Here is a 21,077-nt window from a genome sequence, read left to right on the forward strand (position 1 = left end):
GAAGTATAAAATAAAGAACGAGAGGTGCTGGAAAAATGGAAAAAATAGCTGATGTGATAAAATATGAAGGTGATAATACAACCTTTATATGGAAACATCCGAATGAGGATTTTAATTCATTGACACAATTAATTGTACACGAATCACAGGAAGCGATTTTTATGATGAACGGTCAGGCGTTGGATTTGTTCGGACCGGGAAGATATACACTGGAAACTCAAAATATCCCTAAGATTGGACGATTTTTAAAAAGAGCAACAGGTGATGAAACACCATTTCATTGTGAAGTCTATTTTATAAATAAAACTGAACAAATGGCAATAAAATGGGGTACGGACAGCAAGGTTGAATTTATGGAGCCGACATATCAATTTCCTATAAAAATAGGTGCATGTGGTGAAATGAATTTGAGAGCAGAGGACTCAAGAAAGCTTTTGCTAAAGGTAGTCGGCACAGAAAATTATTTAACACAAAGCAAGCTTACGCAATTATTTCGAGCATTTCTGATGACAAAAATAAAAACTTACTTGGCAAGAAGCATACGTGAAAGCAAAATAAGCATTTTTGAAATTGACGAGCATTTGCAGGAGCTATCGGAAAATCTGCATAAAATGCTTATCGATGATTTTGTCGATTACGGTGTAGCATTAGAGAGATTTTTTGTTACAACGATAGTAAAGCCTGACGGTGACTCAGCATATGAAAAATTTAAGAGCCTGCATTTCAGACAATATGCGGATATTGCGGAAGCAAAGCTTAGACAACAAGTTGGCATTATAGACAAGCAGACGGAAGCGCAAAAGATGGTTATAGAATCACAGGCTTTAGCGCAAAAGAGAGCACAGGAAGGCTATACATATCAACAAGAACGCGGTTTTGATGTTGCACATGATATTGCAAGAAATGAAGCTGTAGGTCAATTTACTAATATGGGTGTAGGATTTGGGACTATGGCAGGAGTAGGAGGAGCAGTCGGAGGTATGGTAGGTAATATGATGAATGACACCCTAAATACTACGATGCAAGATCCTTCACAGATGATTCAGTGTAAGAATTGTGAAAATTTTATAAAGAAAGGTACAAAATTTTGCCCTGAATGCGGCGAGAAAGTAATTAAGACTGATACTGTAATTTGCCCTGAATGTGGGAAAAAAGTACCACGAGGTAAATTCTGTCCTGAATGTGGTTGCAAATTGACTAAAAATGTATGCCCTAAATGCGGCAATGAAATAGAAGCAAATACAAAATTCTGCCCTGAGTGCGGCGAGAAAATTTGAGGAGAGTTAAGATAATGAAAAAAGGGTTTAAATATTATGGAATAGTTTGGCTGTTGGCAGTTGTGCTCTTTAATGTAATATCATTTGCAATTCCGTCTACAATAATGATTGGTAAGTTTGAGGGGACATATTGGGTAGGATATATATTTGTTATGATTGCATTCATTGGTCAAGCAGCATGCAGTTACAAATTTTTTAAAGATACAGACAATTCAAATAAGGTATTTTTAAATTTACCTATTATAACAGTAAGTTACTCTGCATTAATTGTTAGTACAGTTGTTGGCGTTTTGTGTATGATTATTCCGTTTATCCCGGTGTGGATCGGTGCGATATTATGTGTATTTATATTTGTTATATATGCAACTGCTATTGTTAAAGCGACGGCAGTCGGTGAGATTGTAAGTGATATTGACAATAAGATAAAGGAAAAAACTTTGTTTATAAAATCGCTTACAATTGACTTGGAAACATTGGAAATGAAAGCTAAAAACGCAGATATTAAAAAGGAAGTAAGCAAAATAAAAGACACTTGCAGATACAGTGATCCGATGTCGAGTAGTGCCTTAAATGGCGTAGAAAATCAAATAACAATGAGATTTAACGCTTTGGAAACGGCTGTGGACAATAATGATTGTTTTGAAGTGAAAAAAGTTTGTGAAGAAATGAACGTACTATTTGCAGACAGAAACAAAAAATGTAAATTGTTAAAGTAGTTATTCGGGGGAAAGTACAATGGCAGTATTTAAGTGTAAAATGTGTGGCGGAGATTTGGACGTTGTTGACGGAATAAGTGTGGCGGAGTGTGAGTACTGCGGTACAAAGCAGACTTTACCGAAGCTTAACGACAACGAGAAAGAAATCATGTACGAAAGAGCCTGACATTTCAGAAGAAACAACGAGTTTGATAAGGCAATGGGGATTTATGAGAAAATCCTTGATATAGACAACACCGATGCGGAAGCGTATTGGTCGCTTGTTTTATGTGAATACGGTATCGAATACGTAGAAGACCCGTCAACACATAAAAGAGTACCGACAGTGAACAGAGCGCAATTTACGTCTGTTTTCATGAACGAAAACTACAAATCGGCAATACAATACGCAGACGCATATCAAAGGTCAATCTATGAAGAAGAAGCAAAAAATATTGATAACATTCAAAAAGGCATACTTGAAATATCGCAAAATGAAGAACCGTTTGATGTGTTTATCTGCTATAAGGAAACAGATGAACACGGCAGAAGAACGCACGACAGCGTACTTGCAAATGACTTGTATCATCAGCTTACACAAGAGGGTTTCAAAGTCTTTTTCTCGCGTATAACGCTTGAGGACAAACTCGGTGCGGCATATGAGCCGTATATTTTTGCGGCACTGAACAGCGCAAAGGTAATGGTAGTAATCGGTACAAAGCCCGAATACTTTAATGCAGTATGGGTAAAGAATGAGTGGGCGAGATTTTTGGCACAAATCAAGAACGGTGCGGATAAAATACTAATTCCAGCATACAAGGATATGGACCCGTACAATTTACCCGAAGAATTTTCTAATCTGCAAGCACAAGACATGTCAAAGCTCGGCTTTATGCAGGACTTGATACGCGGTGTTAAAAAGATAGTCGGCAGTGAGGAACAAAATACCGTCGTTACACACGAAATTCACAAGGACAGCAATAATTCTGCATTACTGAGAAGAATAGGCTTGTTTTTGGAGGACGGAGCATGGAAACAAGCAAACGAATACTGCGAAAGAGTACTTGATGAAGACCACGAATGTTCAAAGGCATATCTTTATAAAATGATGATTAGTCATAAGATTAAACTTGAAGAAAAAATTACAGAATGTTCAAGTGATTTAGAAAATGATGCTGATTACCGAAAGGCTGTAAGGTTTGCAAGAGGCAGCGAAAAAGACGCAATAATAAGATACAACGAGGTTATAAAAAATCGAATATATGAAAAAAGTTATCAATCGGCAGTTCAAGCAATGGACGAGAAAAGGTATAGTGAAGCAATTGAAATCTTGAAAAGGATTAAGAAGACCGATTATAAAGATATTAAAAACAAGATTGCGGAATGTGAACAATTAAGCGCAGAAGAGGACGGATTTGCCGAATATCAGCTTGCTTGTGAGCTAATTGAAACAAGCCCGTCTACATACGCGGATTATTGCGAAGCTTATAAAATTTTTAAAAGGCTTGGCGACTATAAGAATTCGCGTGAAAAAATGCAACAATGCAGTAAATATATTTATGAATTTGAAAATAACGCAAAATTTGGATATAATCAATTTGAGGAAGAAAAAGTTAATCGTAAGCCTAAAACGGCGGAACGAAACAAAATAAAATTAATAGTAATATTATTAATTATGTTGGTTATTACAATTTATTTAATTTATATAAATAGATAAAATACGGAGGAAAGTACAATGGCAGTATTTAAGTGTAAAATGTGTGGTGGAGATTTGGACGTTGTTGACGGAATGAGTGTTGCAGAATGTGAATATTGTGGCACAAAGCAAACTTTACCTAAATTAGATGAAGAACAAAAATCAAATTTGTATGATAGAGCTGGACATTTTAGAAGAAGTAATGATTATGATAAAGCAATGTCTATTTATGAGAGAATTCTTGATATAGATAATACTGATGCTGAGGCATATTGGTCGCTTTTATTGTGTGAATACGGTATAGAATATGTAGAAGATCCAGCTACGCATAAGAGAATACCTACAGTCAATAGAGCACAATATACATCCGTGTTTATGAATGAAAATTACAAGGATGCAATAAAATATGCCGATCCATATCAAAAGGCAATCTATGAAGAAGAGGCAAAAACTATAGATAATATTCAAAAAGGTATTCTTGAAATATCGCAAAATGAAGATGCATTTGATGTATTTATTTGCTATAAAGAAACGGATGAAAAAGGTCAAAGAACAAAAGACAGTGTTTTGGCACAAGATTTATATTATCAATTAGTACAAGAGGGGTATAAAGTATTTTTTTCTCGAATAACTCTTGAAGATAAAATTGGAATAGCATATGAACCATATATATTTGCAGCATTAAACAGTGCAAAAGTTATGGTAGTAGTTGGTACAAAACCAGAATATTTCAATGCAGTGTGGGTAAAAAATGAATGGTCAAGATTTCTAAAACTCATAAAAAGTAATAAAAATAAAATTTTAATTCCTGCATATAAGGAAATGGATCCGTATGATTTACCGGATGAATTTTCTCATTTACAGGCACAAGATATGTCTAAACTTGGTTTTATGCAAGACTTGATAAGAGGAATAAAAAAAATAGTTGATGCGTCGTCAGTAGATGATAATACTGTTAATGAAAATAATATAGTACAAAATGTAGCAGGAAATATTGCACCTCTACTTGATCGTGCATTTTTGTGTATAGAAGATTCTGAGTTCAAGAAAGCTGATGAATTATTGGAACAGGTTCTTAACAGGAATCCGAGAGAACCAAAAGCGTATATAGGTAAACTTTTGTGTGAATTGAGACTCAATGGTGAAGAAAAATTATTAACGATAAAAAAACCATTAAATAATTATGGAAATTACAAAAAAGCAATAAGGTTTGGTGAAGGAAATTATATTGATAAAATAAAAAAATATAATGATGATATTATAAATGAAATAAATCAGAATATATTGGAGATTGAACAACAAATAAGAGATATTAACAGGAAAATCGAGCAAAAAGAACTTGAACAGAATGATATTAGAAATAGTTTTAGTAAAAGAAAAGGTGAATTAGAACAAGCGATTAGAGAACAGGAACAGAAAAAGAAAGAAATTGAACAAGAAATGAAAAAACAGTATGATAAAATGGAGTGTGAATATACAGAATTGTCAAGGAAAAGAAAAAATTCAACACCGTTACATTCAATTTTTAAAACAAAATCCGAGGATAGGATGATAGAAGATTTACAGAAACTTAATGACGCTATGAGAACGCTTAAGAAAAGTATTGTATCAAATCCTCAAATATTAGAATGTGAAGAAATGATCTCAAAATTAAAGATAGAATACGATAATCAATTAGAAAAGGCAGACATATTAATTGCTCAAATAATAAAAAATGTAAACGAAATGAAACAAGAATTGTCTGAATTAGAAAATAAGAAACAAGAGCAATTAGGATTGCTGAATAGTTAAAAATTAATGGAAAAGGACGGCTTGTGCAGTCGTCCTTTTATATTATATCGTATAAAGCGGATTACCGGCTTTATAGTTGAATTTGGCTTTATATTCACTGATAGAGTAGCCAGTATATTTTTTGAACATACTGTTTAAATATTGAGGTGTGAAATCAAATTCTTCATAGGTTTGATATATAGGTCTGTCGATATTTTCGAGTTCATCACGGATTTTATCGACACGTTGCCTGTTTGAAAACTGGGTGAAAGTCATATTAAAGTGTTTCTTAAACAATCGGCAAAGGTGTTGCGGGGTGATACCGAATTTATCGGCTACTTCGTTAAGCGAAAGCTTTGAATATATTTTTGAATTTATGTAGTTGGTAACGTTATTTATAACCACATTGGAATGAAAACCGTCGGCTTTATTTTTATCAACTGAATACAATCTGAACATATTAACTAAAATCAGTGTTATTGTACTGCGGATTGAAAACAAATATCCGGGTTGTGAATAGTTAAAATTATCTATCATTTGTATCATAAAATTTCGTATTGTTTTTGACGGTGTGTCGTGTACTTGTATATATGAGCGTTTTCCCTCAAAAAAATCTGAAAGCAACGGAAAATTGCCTGAATACTGTTTTAAGCTGTATTGTAATGCGTTTTTGGAAAAGACACAACAATATGCAATGGTTAGTTCATCTTTATGGGTACAGGTGAATGAATTGACTACATTCGGCGATATTAGCACGACATCGCCTTCTTCTAATTTTCTGCTTGTATTATCAATGTTGTGTATGGCGTTAGAATGAGCAATATATACAAGCAAAAAATAGTCGGCACTGTCGGGAACTGTTTTAATAGGGAAATATGTGTTTACAACAAATACATCACCTAATTTTTTTAACGTTTTTTCATCAAAATATAATCTCGGATTCATAGCGTACCTCCTGCATATTCAGTATAGCATTAACAGTTATTAAAGTCAATGTGAAAATGTTAATATACATTCAAATGATGTTAATATAGTTAATTGAATTTTAAAAAAATATACTATATAATATTACTAAAGAAACCCGGGATATATAAAGATTAATTTGTTGAAAATTTATTTTTTGGAGGGAGAAAATGAAGTTCAAGAAAGTGATTTTAACGGCAGCGGCTACGGCATTTATATTGCAGGCAAGTGCATATGCGGCTGATTTAACAGCATCATATTCAACGGAATGACAAGCAAAACGATAGTTGACTGGGGAGAAGTGAACAGTTATACCGAAAAGGGAACGTATAAAGTAACAGGTACTACGAAAATATCAGGAAAAAGCTACGATGTTATCGCGAATATAACTGTTGAAACAGATTCTTTGGACGATAATTATTCTGTAATCCGTAATATGAATATTGTTAAAAATTCGGGTTCATCATTTGTTGAAGCGGAGTATGTTGTAACATCTGAACTAACCGACACTTTGGTTTTAAAAATGCAAATTTATAGTGGTGATACACTTCTGTCGGAAGATACAAAAGATTTTGTGCCGTCCGACAATACTGTAAAAATGAAGAAAGATATTAGAGATTATAAGGGTAATTTGACTGTGAAAACAGCCGTTTATAACAAATCAACAGGAAAGGCGATTTCAAGCGTAATGGAAAGAAAAATAGATAATACAGGTAACTTTGCCGGAGGCGACAGAGTTAATTTAGAGAAGGACAGCTTATTTGAAAAGAGTGAGCAAGTAGGACTTAAATATGTTTTGTCAATAGACGTTGACAGACTTCTTGCACCGTCATACGAAATGCATGGACTGACCGCTCCGAACAATGCACATCGTTACGGCGGTTGGGAAAGAAAAGGTGCAAGCAACTGGGGAAGTTCAAAAGATACATTCACACTTGCAGGACATTCGTTGGGACATTGGATGAGTGCAGCTGCGGTATTATATCGTGATACAGGCAATGAAGAAGTTTTGACTAAACTTAATTATGCGGTAACTAAACTCGATGAACTTCAAAAGACTTCAAATTCACCATATATAGGCGGATGTAGCGAAGATTGTTTTACAAAACTGTTTAGCGGTAATACAAAGTGGGCTGATAACTATTGGGTGCCATGGTACGGAATACACAAAATATATCAAGGCTTGCTTGACGCGTATGACTATACAGAAAATGACACTGCTTATGAAGTATTGAAAAAATTTGCAGATTGGGCAGTTGACGGTACATCAAATCTTACCGACGCACAAATGCAGTCAATGCTTGACGTTGAATACGGCGGTATGAATGAAATTTTTGCGAGAATGTATGAAATTACAGGTGATGAAAAATATTTGGATACGGCAAGAAGATTTACTCACGATTCGATTTTAAATCCGCTTATACAAGGTAAGGACAGTTTGACAGGACTTCACGCAAATACTCAAATACCGAAAATAATCGGTGCGGCAGAAATATATGAACAAAATCCGGAGAAATATGCCGATTATAAAAAGGCTTGCGAAAATTTCTGGAATTACGTTGTAAACAATCGTTCATACGCAATAGGCGGTAACTCGATTGCCGAACATTTCGAGGCAGAGGGTGCAGAGACACTTGGAGTTAAGACTTGCGAAAGCTGTAATACATATAATATGATGCGTCTGTCTGAGCATTTATTCGCTTTGAAACATGACAGTGCATATATGGATTGGTATGAAAAGGCTTTGTACAACCATATTCTCGGTCAGCAAGAGCCTGAAACAGGTGCAAAAATGTACTTTGTATCGCTTTTGCAAGGACACCACAGAGTATATGAGCAAAAGGATAAATCTTGGTGGTGTTGTACGGGTACAGGTATGGAGAACCCGGGAAGATACACAAGATGTGCGTATTATGAAGACGGTGACGATTTATATGTAAATCTTTATATGCCGGGTACATATGAATGGGAAGAAAAAGGTCTTACATTCACTGTTGAAACAACATATCCTTATTCCGACAAGGTACAAATTAAAGTCGCAGGAACAGGAAGTGCAAATATCAACCTACGAGCTCCGTCATGGCTTGAAAGTGATATGACAGTAAAAGCAGGCAATAAGACGTATACATCAAAGGGCGGAGAATATCTTGCTATATCTAACGAATGGAAAGACGGCGACATTATAGATATTACAATTCCAATGTCTGTTACAGTATACAATTCAAGAATTGACGGACAGGCGGCATATCAGTACGGTCCTGTGGTTTTGGCGGCAGACCTTGGAAGCGTCAGCGACGTTAGCGGAGTGAATGAATATATTTCAAACGAAACTAAGATTGACAGTGTAACTGCTGATGTACCGTATATTGTAGGTAATTCAAGCAATTTGGATAAGTATATAGATACGGTTGACACGGACAAGCTGATGTTTAAAATTAAGGCTGAAAATTCATCTACAGGCAAGGATATTGAACTAAAACCGTTCTATGAAATTCACCACAGTTTCTATACTGTATATTTCAACGTAGGAAACGGTGTGAATGAATATGATAAACGTCTGAACAGTGCAACGATTGACAGAGTTGAACCGGACGGTCAGCAGGACGAACTCGGACACGGTTTGGCAAGTGAAAATTCAAATAACGGCAGTTTTACAAGCGGTACAAAAACATATTACTGGCGTGACGCATACGGTAGTGACAACGCATATTTCCAATATTCTTTGGAAGTGGATAAGAGCAATAAAAATTATCTGTTTGTAAGATATTGGGGCAGTGACGGACCGTTTACAAAAAATAATGTAAATTATACGCGTGATTTCTATATCTCTATTGATGATAATAAACTTGCCGAACAAACGCTTAACAACGAAAAAATGAATAACGCATATGATGTATTCTATGAAATTCCTGAAGAATATACAAAAGGAAAGGACAGCGTTACTGTTAAATTTGCACCAAAGAGCAGTACAAATTGTGCAGGCGGTGTTATTGAGGCGAGAATTACAAATGATGATTTGAAATGTGTAAAGATTACGGCCGATTACAACGATAACGGAACGCTAAAGGATAGCTCAATCGAAAAAATCAGTATCGAAGATATAAAGCAAACTGAAAATTCATCATCACACAAAGAGTTTTATTGGGAATCGACGGACAATATGAAACCGATAATTACTGAAGAATAGAAAAAAATTTTCCCTGCAATTTGTTTTGCAGAGAATTTTTATTTCCCAAAACTTTTAGCATAAAATCGGAATTTGTCTAAAAATATTCGCTTTACTAAAAATAATCTATATGCTATAATAAATCAAAATTCAAGAGAAAGTATGATTAATATGGAAATTGTAAAATATAAACCCGAATACAAAAACGATTTTATCCGTCTGAGCAAGAATTGGATAACAAAATACTTTGCACTTGAAAGTGATGATTTTGAAGTTTTTGAAAATATAGATAAACTTATCAAAAACGGTGCAATGATTTATTTTGCTATTGAAAACGGTGTAGTTTACGCAACTTGTATGGCACAGCCTATGACAAATAATGAGTGGGAAATATGTAAACTTGCCGCAGACGAAAGATATGATGGACACGGTGCGGGAAGTGCTGTTTTTAAAGCGTGTATGGATTATGCCTTGGAAAACGGTGCCAATAAACTTATAATCCTGTCAAACAGTATTTTAAAACCGGCATTGCATATATATGAAAAATACGGCTTTTATGAAATTCCTGTCGATAATACACATCATTATAAACGTGTGGATATTCAATTTGAATATACGGCAAAATGATTTAATACCCTTTGTGTGAAAGCATAAAGGGTATTTTTGTGTTCTGTATTGTATGCTATGTGAATATAATAATCAGAGGGGGTGCTTGTCTTGATTAAAATAACAAACTATTTAAGAGTTAATGTACTGACAATCGCCTTGTTTGTGTTTTGCATTATATTTAATAAAGCGGATATGCTTTGCGTCACATATGCGGTTATGATTTTGCACGAATTGGCACATTGCCTTGCGGCTGTGTGTATAGGGCTTAAAATATCGCATATTGACTTTTATCCGTTCGGTGTCAATTTGAAATTAAAAAATAAACTTGTATATTCACTTGCAGATGAAATGATATTATATTTCAGCGGACCGTTTTGTAATATTTTATTTGCACTTATCGCAATGATTGTGTACAGCCGTTATCCGAATGAAAGCGTAAAGTTTTTTTATATAAGCAATACTATGCTGTTTTGTATGAATATGATTCCGTCAGTACCTTTGGACGGCGGTATTTTGCTCAAAAAGATTATAGCATACAGACTCGGATATAACAGTGCAAATAAGATTATGACTATAATATCCGCAGTGTTTTCTGCTATGATTATGGGACTTGGTATATATGTGATGTACATTACAAAATTCAATTTTTCGGTATTGCTGTTTTCTGCTTTGATGATAGGCAATATATTTACTCAAAGTGAAAAATATAATGTGGATTTAACTAAAACATTGATGTTCAACAATAAAAAGAAAAAATCGGTAAGACATATTGTGGTTGAAAATGAGTGTAATTATTGTGACATAGTGGATGAATTTATTCCGAAAGACTATAATGTGGTTTACATTGTAAGTGACGACGGCAAAGTAAAGGACATTATAACAGAAACGCAGGTAATAGATAAACTGACAACGGAACAAGTACTTTAAATATTACATTATTATAACATTGTGGAATTTTTAAATGATTTGTGATATAATACACAGTGAATATTTATGAATAAAATTATTATTTACATAAGAAAGGCAAGGTTTTATGGCAACAAAGAAGTCAACTGCTAAAAAGGGCAGTTCAAAAAAAAGTTCTAAAACTACGGCAAAAGCTACTGTAAAAAAGAATAATCAGACAAAAAACTATATGCCTACATACATTATCTCATCAATGCTCATTACATTGTTATTAGCTGTTTTTATGTACATTGATACAGGTAATGGCGGAGTAATAAATAATGCGGTGAAAAATCTGTTCCGCGGATTGTTCGGCATATGCGGTTATTTTGTGCCTGTAATTTGTGCGGGTGTATCGGCATACCTTATTAAAACTAAGGACATAAAGCGTTTTTGGAGTAAGGTTATACTGTCATTTTTGGCACTTATTAATGTCAGTGCGATTGTAAATCTTTCGTCGATTAATACTGATATAAGCTATGCTTTTTCGGCAGGTCAGCAGTATATATGCGGAGGCTTATTAGGTGCGTGTGTTTCTGTATTTATGGAACAAATGGTGCAGAAAGTTGCGTCTTACATAATTTTATCAATTACACTTATTGTATTGGCAAGCTTTATAACTAATGTATCGTTTTTTACGGAATTTTTCAAATGGGCAAGAAATGTTATGTTTGGTGCGAAAAATAAGTATTCGGAATTAAAAGAAGAATATGACAGACGAATGGAAGAAAGAATGCTTGCAGAAGAATATGAAGATGAGTATACAGATGATGTGTATGAAGATGAATATTACGAAGAAGAAACAAGTGCTCTTGACGCGGCAAATTCATTTGCAAATGACACAAAGAATAACACAAAAAAATCAGTAACTAAACCGACTGCTAAAAAATCATCAAAAACAAAAGAAAAGCCTATAAAAGAAGAACCGGCAGAAGAACCTTTTTCAAACGGTATAGATGAGGCATTCGGTAAAATGGATGATATAATTGAAGAACCGATAGAAGAAGTCGGGGAGAAAAAGGAAGAACAACCCGAAAAGGCTAAGAATATGTCCGAAAGTGAAAAAGAGGGATACAACGAGGAATTTAACAAGGCAATAGAAAGACCTATTCCGAAATATGTAATACCGCCTTTGGATTTATTGAGCAAACCTAAGGCAACTTCGGGTGATAAACGTGAAGAAATGAGAAGAACGGCGGAAAAACTTATTTCCGTTCTTGACAATTTCGGCGTGAAAGCAAAACTGTTGCAAGTAACACAAGGTCCGACTGTAACAAGATATGAAATTCAACCGGACACAGGTGTTAAACTTTCTAAAATAGTAGGACTTGCAGACGATATAGCACTTAACCTTGCTGTGTCAACTGTTCTTGTCGCACCTGTTCCGGGTAAGGCGGCTGTCGGTGTTGAAATACCTAACAACAAGGTTACTCCTGTTTCAATACGCGAAATGCTTGAATCGGATGCATTCAAAAATGCAAAGTCAAAATTGACAGTCGGTTTGGGTAAGGATATAGGCGGCAATGTAGTTATAGGCGATATTGCAAAAATGCCGCACGTTCTTATTGCCGGTCAGACAGGTTCGGGTAAAAGTGTTTGCGTAAACAGTATTATTATGAGTATTTTGTACAAGTCGTCACCTGAGGAAGTTAAGCTTATTATGATTGACCCTAAGGTTGTTGAACTTGGCGTTTACAACGGTATACCGCATTTGCTTGTGCCTGTTGTTACAGAGCCTAAAAAGGCGGCAGGTGCACTTAATTGGGCGGTAAGCGAAATGATGCGCCGCTATGATTTGTTTAAAAATACAGGTGTGAGAAAACTTGAGTCTTACAACAAACTTATGGAAAGCACAGGCGGTGAGAAAATACCGCAGCTTGTTGTTATAATAGACGAGTTGGCTGATTTGATGATGGTTGCGGCAAAGGAAGTTGAGGATTATGTTTGTCGTTTGGCACAACTTGCCCGTGCCGCAGGAATACATTTGATTATCGCAACACAAAGACCGTCTGTTGATGTCATTACAGGTCTTATTAAAGCAAATATACCGTCAAGAATTGCTTTTGCTGTATCGAGCCAAGTAGACAGCCGTACAATACTTGATAAAGGCGGTGCGGAAAAATTGCTTGGTATGGGTGATATGTTGTATCATCCCGCAGGTGCAAGAGCCGCAACAAGAGTTCAGGGTGCATTTGTTTCAGACCCTGAAATTGAGTCGGTACTTGAATTTATAAAAGAAAATGTAGGCGAAACTCATTACAGTGAGGATTTGGAAGAAGAAATAGAACGTCACGCAACAGGCGAAAACGGTGTTACACCTGATGTTGAAGATGACGGCGATGCACTTCTTCCTGAGGCTATTGAACTTGCTATGAGTTTAGGCAAAATATCAACATCTATGGTACAGCGCCGTTTGGGCGTGGGTTATTCAAGAGCCGGACGTATCATAGATCAAATGGAGGCAAGAGGGATAATATCAGGTGCAAACGGCTCAAAGCCAAGAGATGTGCTTGTGAGCCATGCCGATTTATCACGACCGGAGAATGAAGAATATGAAGAAGGTTGATTTTCTTCCTGTTTCAAAGGAAGATATGGATAAAAGAGGTTGGAAACAACTTGACTTTTTATATATTGTCGGAGATGCGTATGTAGACCATCCGAGTTTTGGACATGCCATAATATCACGCGTGCTTGAAAGCCACGGATATAAGGTGGGTATAGTTGCATTGCCTGATTGGCATAAAATAGACGATTTTGTACGAATGGGACGACCTAAACTCGGAGTGCTTGTATCGGCAGGAAATATTGACAGTATGGTAAATCACTATACTGCCGCTAAAAAACGCAGACATGACGATATGTATGCACCCGGCGGGAAGGGCGGTATGCGTCCGGATAGAGCAACACTTGTGTATTGTAACAGAATTAAAGAGGCTTTCGGCTCAGATATGCCGATACTTATCGGCGGAGTTGAGGCAAGTCTTAGAAGATTTGCTCATTATGATTATTGGGATGATAAGATTAGACGTTCGATTTTGTTTGACTCTCGTGCAAGTATTTTGATGTACGGTATGGGTGAGAAACAAATTGTACGAATAGCCGATAAACTTAGGGACGGTGTGCCTGTAAACGAAATTACGGATATACCGGGAACGTGCTATATATCATCTGAATATGATGAACAAAATTCCGTTCTTATTCCGAGTTATGAAGAATGTGTAGAGAGTAAAAGTAAATATGCTGTATCGTGCAGACTGCAGTATTATGAGCAGAATCCGTATATAGGAAAAACACTCGTGCAAAAGCACGGTGACAAATATCTTATACAAAATCCGCCTATGCCGCCGCTGGAAACGGACGAGCTTGACGAAGTGTATGCACTTCCGTATATGAAAAATTATCATCCGATGTATGAAAAAGACGGCGGTATTCCTGCCATACAGGAAGTTAAATTTTCGCTTGCCGCAAACAGAGGTTGTTTCGGAAGTTGTAACTTTTGCGCTTTGGCTTTTCATCAAGGCAGAATTGTCACTTCAAGAAGCGATGAATCTCTTATAAAAGAGGCGGAAGAAATGACAAAAATGTCTGATTTTAAGGGCTATATACACGATGTCGGCGGCCCGACTGCTAATTTCAGAGGACCTGCCTGTAAAAAGCAACTGACACTCGGTGCTTGTAAAAATAAGCAGTGCTTATTTCCGGAGCCTTGCAAGAATATGGATATTTCACATAAGAAGTACCTTAATTTGCTTAGAAAACTTCGTGCTATAAAGGGCGTTAAAAAGGTGTTTATTCGTTCGGGAATACGTTTCGATTATCTTATAAACGACAAGGACGATACGTTTTTCTATGAATTGTGTAAATATCATGTAAGCGGTCAGCTTAAAGTTGCACCGGAACATATCAGTGACAATGTTTTGAAATATATGGGTAAGCCCGAAAACAGCGTGTTTAATAAGTTCTCGGATAAGTTTTATCAGATAAATGAGAAAATAGGTAAAAAACAGTATCTGGTGCCGTATCTTATGTCAAGTCACCCCGGAAGTACAATTCGTGACGCGGTACGTTTGGCGGAATATTTGCATGAACACAATATAAATCCGCAACAAGTACAAGACTTTTATCCTACACCGGGAACAATTTCAACTTGTATGTTTTATACAGGAATAGACCCGTTTACAATGAAAAAAGTTTATGTGCCAAAAACTCCGCATGAAAAATCGGTACAACGTGCATTGTTGCAATACAGAAATCCCGAAAATTATAAACTTGTTTACGAAGCACTTACTAAGATAGGAAGAACAGACTTAATAGGCTATCAGAACAGATGTCTTATCAGACCGCCAAAGGGCGATATACTATCTAATAATCAAAAGAAAAATAGGAGGAATGACAATGGCAAAGCTATTAATGGGAAAGGAAGTTTCGGCAAGAATAAAGGCAGAACTCAAGACAGAAGTAGAAAATCTGAAAAAAGAGGGAATAAATCCGGGGTTAGCCGTAATCATCGTAGGTGAAGACCCTGCAAGTCAGGTATATGTAAGAAATAAAGAGCGTGCTTGTGAAGAATGCGGAATATATTCGGAGAAGTACGCACTTCCTGCAGAAACAACTCAAGAAGAGCTATTAAAGCTTATAGATGAACTTAATAATAAGAGCAGTATTTCGGGTATTTTGGTACAATTACCTGTTCCTAAACATATTGATGAAAAGACGATTATTAACGCAATAGCACCAAATAAAGACGTTGACGCATTTCATCCTGTAAACGTAGGTAAAATTATGGTAGGCAATTATGATTTTGTACCTTGTACACCTGCCGGTGTAATGGAGCTTATAAAAGAAAGCGGTATAGATGTAAGCGGTAAAGAATGTGTTATAGTCGGCAGAAGTAATATTGTCGGCAAACCGCAAGCAATGCTGCTTTTACATCAAAACGGTACAGTTACAATATGCCATTCAAAGACAAAGAATCTTGCTGAAAAAACAAAAAATGCAGATATTCTTGTAGCGGCAGTCGGTATACCTAACTTTATTAAAGGTGATATGATAAAGGAAGGCGCTGTTGTAATTGATGTGGGTATAAACAGACTTGAAAATAAGAAACTATGCGGTGATGTGGAATTTGAAAGTGCCGAAAAGGTTGCAGGTGCAATAACTCCTGTTCCCGGCGGCGTAGGTCCTATGACTATCGCTATGCTTATGAAAAATACAGTTAAAGCCGCAATATTAAATAAATCGAAATAATGACACAACAAAGCAGGCAAGCCGTAAAATAGGCTTGCCTGTGATTCTATTGTTCTTTTTTAGGAATAGTTACGTACACATCAGTACCGACACCGACTGTTGATTCAACGTGTATTCCGTAGCTGTCACCGAATATAATTTTAATTCTTTGATTTACATTTGAAAGACCTATATGCGATTTTTCGTTTGTAAAAGATGTCTCGGAAAGAGTTTTGTTTAATTCATCAAGATCGTCTTTTTCAATTCCGACACCGTCATCACTGACTATGAGGATAATATTGTTGTCGTCACACAAGCCTTTGATTTTTATTAAGCCTTTATCATTTTTCTGCTTTATTCCGTGATAAACGGCATTTTCAATAATAGGTTGCAAACAGATTTTTATAATCGTATATGATAAAATCGATTCGTCAATATCCCATTCTATATCAAACAAATCACCGTAACGCAGTGCAAGAATATTAATGTATTCTTTGGTGTATTTTATTTCGTTTTCGATAGAAACAAAATAACCGGAAGTAAGTGTATTTCTGAAAAAGCTTGCAAGATTAATCAGTGATTTAGATACCGGATTTTCTGAATTGGACATATTATAAGCCATCCAATTAATTGTTTCAAGCGTATTGTAAAGAAAATGCGGATTAATCTGTGTTTGGAGCATATCGTATTGTGATTTCCTCAGAAGTTTCATACGCTCTTCTAAAATTTCAGCCATTTTTGTCTTGTCGTTGATATGCGTCTGTATGCTGTTTATTATATACATAAGTTCGTTTTTATCTTCTTCCTCAATACTGTCGGCAGGAGGCTGTGAATTATCAAGGAATGAAATAATTTCATTAAGCGGACTGTAACTTCTGACAGACGCAACATAAGCAAGTATGAAAATAATAATCATAAGCAAAAGTAAAATACCGATAATTTGCAATTTCATAGTTGATAACTTATGCTCGTAAAGTTCAAGAGGATATGCACTTATATACTATACACCGAACGATGTTATAATATCTCCGCAATATATATACGAAATACAAGATACGAAGAACATTGTAGAACTTCAGCAAAAAGAACATACAACCGGAGTTGTCAAAAGAGCATACGGCAATGAACTTGTATTCGGTGAAAATTATGACAGCGGAGGTGCAGGAATAATAACGACTGTCGATGATTATGCTAAGTTTGCGGCGGCTTTGGCAAATAGCGGAACAGGACTTAATAATAATCGTATACTTAGCAGTGCCACAGTAAAACTGATGAAAACAAATCAATTAAATGAGGCACAGCGTAAAACTATGAATTGGCGACGTCTTAGAGGTTACGGTTACGGATTAGGTGTAAGAACGCTTATAGATAAAGCCGAAAGCGGTTCAAACAGTTCAATCGGTGAAATCGGTTGGGGAGGTGCGGCAGGTGCAACAATAATTGCCGATACAGAAGAAAAAGTTGCACTTTTCTATGCACACCATATGTTAAACCCACAAGAAGAATATTATCAGCCAAGGCTGAGAAATGTATTATATTCATGCTTATAATTAATTAAAAACAGAAAGGAAGTAATAAAAATGAAACCAAGAATAGGAATAAGACCGACAATAGACGGTCGTTGGGGCGGCGTCAGAGAAAGCCTTGAAGAAAAAACAATGGCTATGGCAAATGCAGCTAAGGAACTTATCGAAAGTAATGTGCATTATCAAGACGGAACACCTGTTGAATGTGTAATTTCACCTTGTACAATAGGTTCAGGCGCTGAGGCGGCTAAATGCAACGATTATTTTTCAACACAAAATGTATGTGCAACATTGGCTGTAACACCATGCTGGTGCTATGGTTCAGAAACAATGGACCTAAACTCGGATACAGTAAAAGCTGTATGGGGCTTTAACGGAACGGAACGTCCCGGTGCGGTTTATCTTGCCGCAGTAATGGCTGCATTTGCACAACGCGGACTTCCTGCATTTTCGATGTACGGACACGATGTGCAGGACATTGATGATAACACAGTTCCTGAAGATGTTGCCGAAAAAATGATTCGTTGGGCAAAAGGTGCTGTTGCGGTCGGTCAAATGAAGAACAAAGCATATGTGAACCTTGGCAGTGTCGCAATGGGTATTGCAGGTTCATATTGTGATATGTCATTTATGCAAAAGTATCTTGGTATACGAGCTGAATTTGTTGATTTGACAGAAATATTGAGAAGAATTACTCTTGGTATATATGATAAAGATGAGTATGAAAAAGCATATAAATGGATAAAAGAAAACTGCAAAGAAGGCTTTGATAAAAATGCAGGTAAAAACTTGCCTGATATTATTACAAAATCGAAAGTTGTTCCGGCAGATAAGGATTGGGAATTCATCACTAAGTTTACGTTAATCGTAAATGATATTCTTTACGGAAATCCAAAACTTGCCGAACTTGGTTGGCATGAAGAAGCACTTGGAAAGAATGCAATAGTAGGCGGTTTCCAAGGTCAAAGACACTGGACAGATTGGCTGCCTAACGCTGATTTTACAGAGGCAATTATGGCATCGTCATTCAACTGGAACGGTAAAAAAATGCCTACTCCGTTTGCAACCGAAAATGATACATTAAACGGTATTTCAATGCTTTTGGCAACACTTGTTACAGGTAAAGCACCTGCATTCCACGATGTTCGTACATATTGGTCACCCGACGCCGTAAAACGTGTAACAGGTAAAGAACTTAAAGGTAAAGCCGCTAACGGCATTATTCACCTCATTAATTCCGGTGCAACGGCGCTTGATTGTACAGGTGCGGCAAAAGACGAGAACGGCAACGGTACACAAAAAGAATGGTGGAATATGACTGATGAAGATATTCAAAATTGTATTGATGCAACAGATTGGTGCAGAGCAGATTATGAATATTTCAGAGGCGGCGGTTTTTCAAGCCACTTCAGAACAAAAGCAGAAATGCCTGTAACAATGCTTAGAGTGAATATCGTTGAAGGTATTGGACCGGTTATTCAGATAGCAGAAGGATATACTTGCAATCTTGATGATAATATTCATAATAAACTTGATAAACGTACAGACCCTACATGGCCGACAACATGGTTTGCTCCGATTCTTACAGGTAAGGGCGCATTTACTGATGTATACAGTGTAATGGCTAATTGGGGTGCTAATCACGGCGTGACAATCGGCGGACACGTTGGCGCTGATTTGATAACCCTTTGCTCAATGTTGAGAATCCCTGTAACAATGCACAATGTAGCTGATGAAAAGGTATATCGTCCACACGTATGGTCGTCTTTTGGTACAGAAGATTCTCAAGCAGCAGATTATGCGGCTTGCAAAAACTACGGACCTATATATAAATAATTTTTATAATGTGATATGCGGCATTATGCCGCGTATCACATATATTAAACCAAAGGATGAAATGATTATGTATTGTGATAAGCCTATTATAATATTGCCTGAAAAAATTTCTGTTTTAAGAGATGTCAAAAATCAAAGTATATATACAGACTTTGAACAGTATTCGATATATTATAAAAATATTATTTATCCATACTCTGAAGAATATGATGTTCAGATAGAGTGTGAATTTGGCAAAAATCTTGGTAATTGTTGGCGGTTGGAAGAGTTTAATGACATAGCCGATACTTTTTTGCTTACGTTGAAAATTTATGGATATTACGGCAAATTGCTCACTGAAAAGAGTTGCCGCGTTCAAATATTTGAGAAAAAAGAATATCCGACCGTTAATTTGCTTTGCATCGGTGACAGTATGACTATGGCTGAAACTTATATTGCTCATACTGTGAATAAACTAAAAAATATTAATACAATAGGTTTAAGAAATATCAGTCATAATGTAAATCACGAAGGAAGAGGCGGTTGGACTTGCAGTGCGTATTTTGAAAAATATACAGATGACGGTTGGGGAATTTCTCCGTTCTTATTTCCTGAAGGATTTGACGGTAAAGAATATTACGGTGATAAAAAATTTTATGAATATATGCTCAATGCAAATACAGATTACAGTCATATAGGAACATCTGTAACGCCAATACAAGACGGAATGGTTATTTGCGATAATGATAAACTGTATCGTTATAGTAAAGGAATATATGATGTTGTTTGTGAAAATCCGGTGTTCAAATTTGATTTTTCAAAATATATGGAGCGTTATTCAATGCCGACTCCTGATATTGTTTCAATTTTATTCGGTGCAAATGAATTTCAAATATGCAGTTATTCTGAATTTGACAATGAATTAAATAAATTTATATGCAATCTTAATAATATGATAGAGGCGATACATAAATATAATCATAACATAAAAATTGTCATAAATCTCCCTATATGTGGTGGCGATCAATATTCATGGGGTACACAACTTGGTTGTAAAAGCAGTGCGAAACAATATGAATATTGTATAAAAATGGCTTGCAGTGCAATTACAGACTTGTTTGACAGACGCAGAAACGAGAATATTTTTGTATGTCCTATGCTTGCTGTATGTGATACAGTGAATGGATTTCAGAGTGATTACATAAAAAGTAATATATATTCAGAACATTTTGAACGACATATAACTAATTGGGTGCATCCATCTGAAATAGGATATAAGCAGATGGGAGATGCTTTAGCCGGTGTTATTGCCGATATATGTGATAATTGATGGAGCTGAGTGTTGATTTCAGAATATACGGTCTACTTGTTACCCCTAATAAGATTTCT

General features: G+C 36.0%; 16 protein-coding genes. 14 read left to right on the forward strand and 2 right to left on the reverse strand.

The window, feature by feature from the left end; translation table 11 throughout:
• Positions 1–35: 35 nt before the first annotated feature.
• From ACSAMO_RS00715 to ACSAMO_RS00735, 5 genes are read left to right on the forward strand one after another with little or no spacing between them, the layout of a single operon-like run.
• Entirely contained in the window at positions 36–1,277 is a 1,242-nt protein-coding gene (locus tag ACSAMO_RS00715) for an SPFH domain-containing protein (protein ID WP_499209566.1), read from the forward strand.
• A 14-nt stretch (positions 1,278–1,291) separates the two neighbouring features.
• Positions 1,292–1,993, forward strand: a complete 702-nt coding sequence (locus tag ACSAMO_RS00720; RefSeq protein ID WP_499209567.1) for a hypothetical protein — start codon at positions 1,292–1,294, stop codon at positions 1,991–1,993.
• A 19-nt stretch (positions 1,994–2,012) separates the two neighbouring features.
• Positions 2,013–2,159, forward strand: a complete 147-nt coding sequence (locus ACSAMO_RS00725; RefSeq protein WP_499209568.1) for a hypothetical protein — start codon at positions 2,013–2,015, stop codon at positions 2,157–2,159.
• A 33-nt stretch (positions 2,160–2,192) separates the two neighbouring features.
• On the forward strand, positions 2,193–3,689 hold the full coding sequence (locus tag ACSAMO_RS00730) for a TIR domain-containing protein (protein ID WP_499209569.1): 1,497 nt from the start codon (positions 2,193–2,195) through the stop codon (positions 3,687–3,689).
• 18 nt (positions 3,690–3,707) lie between these two features.
• Positions 3,708–5,459, forward strand: coding sequence for a TIR domain-containing protein (locus ACSAMO_RS00735; protein WP_499209570.1), 1,752 nt, complete (start codon positions 3,708–3,710; stop codon positions 5,457–5,459).
• A gap of 42 nt (positions 5,460–5,501) precedes the next feature.
• On the opposite strand, the gene ACSAMO_RS00740 is transcribed toward ACSAMO_RS00735, so the two are convergent.
• Positions 5,502–6,383 (reverse strand): helix-turn-helix domain-containing protein, encoded by an 882-nt coding sequence (locus ACSAMO_RS00740; protein WP_117968855.1) that lies wholly within the window; start codon positions 6,381–6,383, stop codon positions 5,502–5,504.
• Between the two features lie 286 nt (positions 6,384–6,669).
• On the opposite strand from ACSAMO_RS00740, the gene ACSAMO_RS00745 reads away from it, so the two are divergent.
• The 6 genes from ACSAMO_RS00745 to folD all read left to right on the forward strand — a co-directional run bounded on the left by ACSAMO_RS00745 (position 6,670) and on the right by folD (position 16,368).
• Positions 6,670–9,588 (forward strand): beta-L-arabinofuranosidase domain-containing protein, encoded by a 2,919-nt coding sequence (locus ACSAMO_RS00745; RefSeq protein WP_499209571.1) that lies wholly within the window; start codon positions 6,670–6,672, stop codon positions 9,586–9,588.
• A 150-nt stretch (positions 9,589–9,738) separates the two neighbouring features.
• Complete coding sequence (locus ACSAMO_RS00750; RefSeq protein ID WP_499209572.1) at positions 9,739–10,194, forward strand: GNAT family N-acetyltransferase; 456 nt, start codon at positions 9,739–9,741, stop codon at positions 10,192–10,194.
• A gap of 90 nt (positions 10,195–10,284) precedes the next feature.
• Complete coding sequence (locus tag ACSAMO_RS00755) at positions 10,285–11,103, forward strand: zinc metalloprotease (protein WP_499209573.1); 819 nt, start codon at positions 10,285–10,287, stop codon at positions 11,101–11,103.
• Between the two features lie 106 nt (positions 11,104–11,209).
• Positions 11,210–13,687, forward strand: coding sequence for an FtsK/SpoIIIE family DNA translocase (locus tag ACSAMO_RS00760; protein ID WP_499209574.1), 2,478 nt, complete (start codon positions 11,210–11,212; stop codon positions 13,685–13,687).
• Positions 13,674–15,638, forward strand: a complete 1,965-nt coding sequence (locus tag ACSAMO_RS00765) for a YgiQ family radical SAM protein (RefSeq protein ID WP_499209575.1) — start codon at positions 13,674–13,676, stop codon at positions 15,636–15,638. Before ACSAMO_RS00760 ends, ACSAMO_RS00765 begins: the two co-directional genes overlap by 14 nt.
• The gene (gene folD / locus ACSAMO_RS00770) at positions 15,532–16,368 is read left to right on the forward strand and encodes a bifunctional methylenetetrahydrofolate dehydrogenase/methenyltetrahydrofolate cyclohydrolase FolD (protein WP_337600177.1); all 837 of its coding nucleotides are present in this window, start codon (positions 15,532–15,534) and stop codon (positions 16,366–16,368) included. Before ACSAMO_RS00765 ends, folD begins: the two co-directional genes overlap by 107 nt.
• 46 nt (positions 16,369–16,414) lie before the next feature.
• Here the strand turns inward: folD and ACSAMO_RS00775 are convergent, their stop codons facing one another.
• On the reverse strand, positions 16,415–17,299 hold the full coding sequence (locus ACSAMO_RS00775) for a sensor histidine kinase (protein WP_499209576.1): 885 nt from the start codon (positions 17,297–17,299) through the stop codon (positions 16,415–16,417).
• Positions 17,300–17,411: 112 nt separating this feature from the next.
• On the opposite strand from ACSAMO_RS00775, the gene ACSAMO_RS00780 reads away from it, so the two are divergent.
• The 3 genes from ACSAMO_RS00780 to ACSAMO_RS00790 all read left to right on the forward strand — a co-directional run bounded on the left by ACSAMO_RS00780 (position 17,412) and on the right by ACSAMO_RS00790 (position 21,018).
• Entirely contained in the window at positions 17,412–17,897 is a 486-nt protein-coding gene (locus ACSAMO_RS00780; RefSeq protein WP_499210110.1) for a serine hydrolase, read from the forward strand.
• 30 nt (positions 17,898–17,927) lie between these two features.
• Positions 17,928–19,709, forward strand: a complete 1,782-nt coding sequence (locus ACSAMO_RS00785; protein ID WP_499209577.1) for an L-fucose isomerase — start codon at positions 17,928–17,930, stop codon at positions 19,707–19,709.
• 67 nt (positions 19,710–19,776) lie between these two features.
• Positions 19,777–21,018: an SGNH/GDSL hydrolase family protein gene (locus tag ACSAMO_RS00790; RefSeq protein ID WP_499209578.1), complete on the forward strand. Its 1,242-nt coding sequence runs from the start codon at positions 19,777–19,779 to the stop codon at positions 21,016–21,018.
• The last annotated feature ends 59 nt before the right edge of the window (positions 21,019–21,077 follow it).

This window comes from Ructibacterium sp. SJQ-7, from assembly GCF_054696575.1.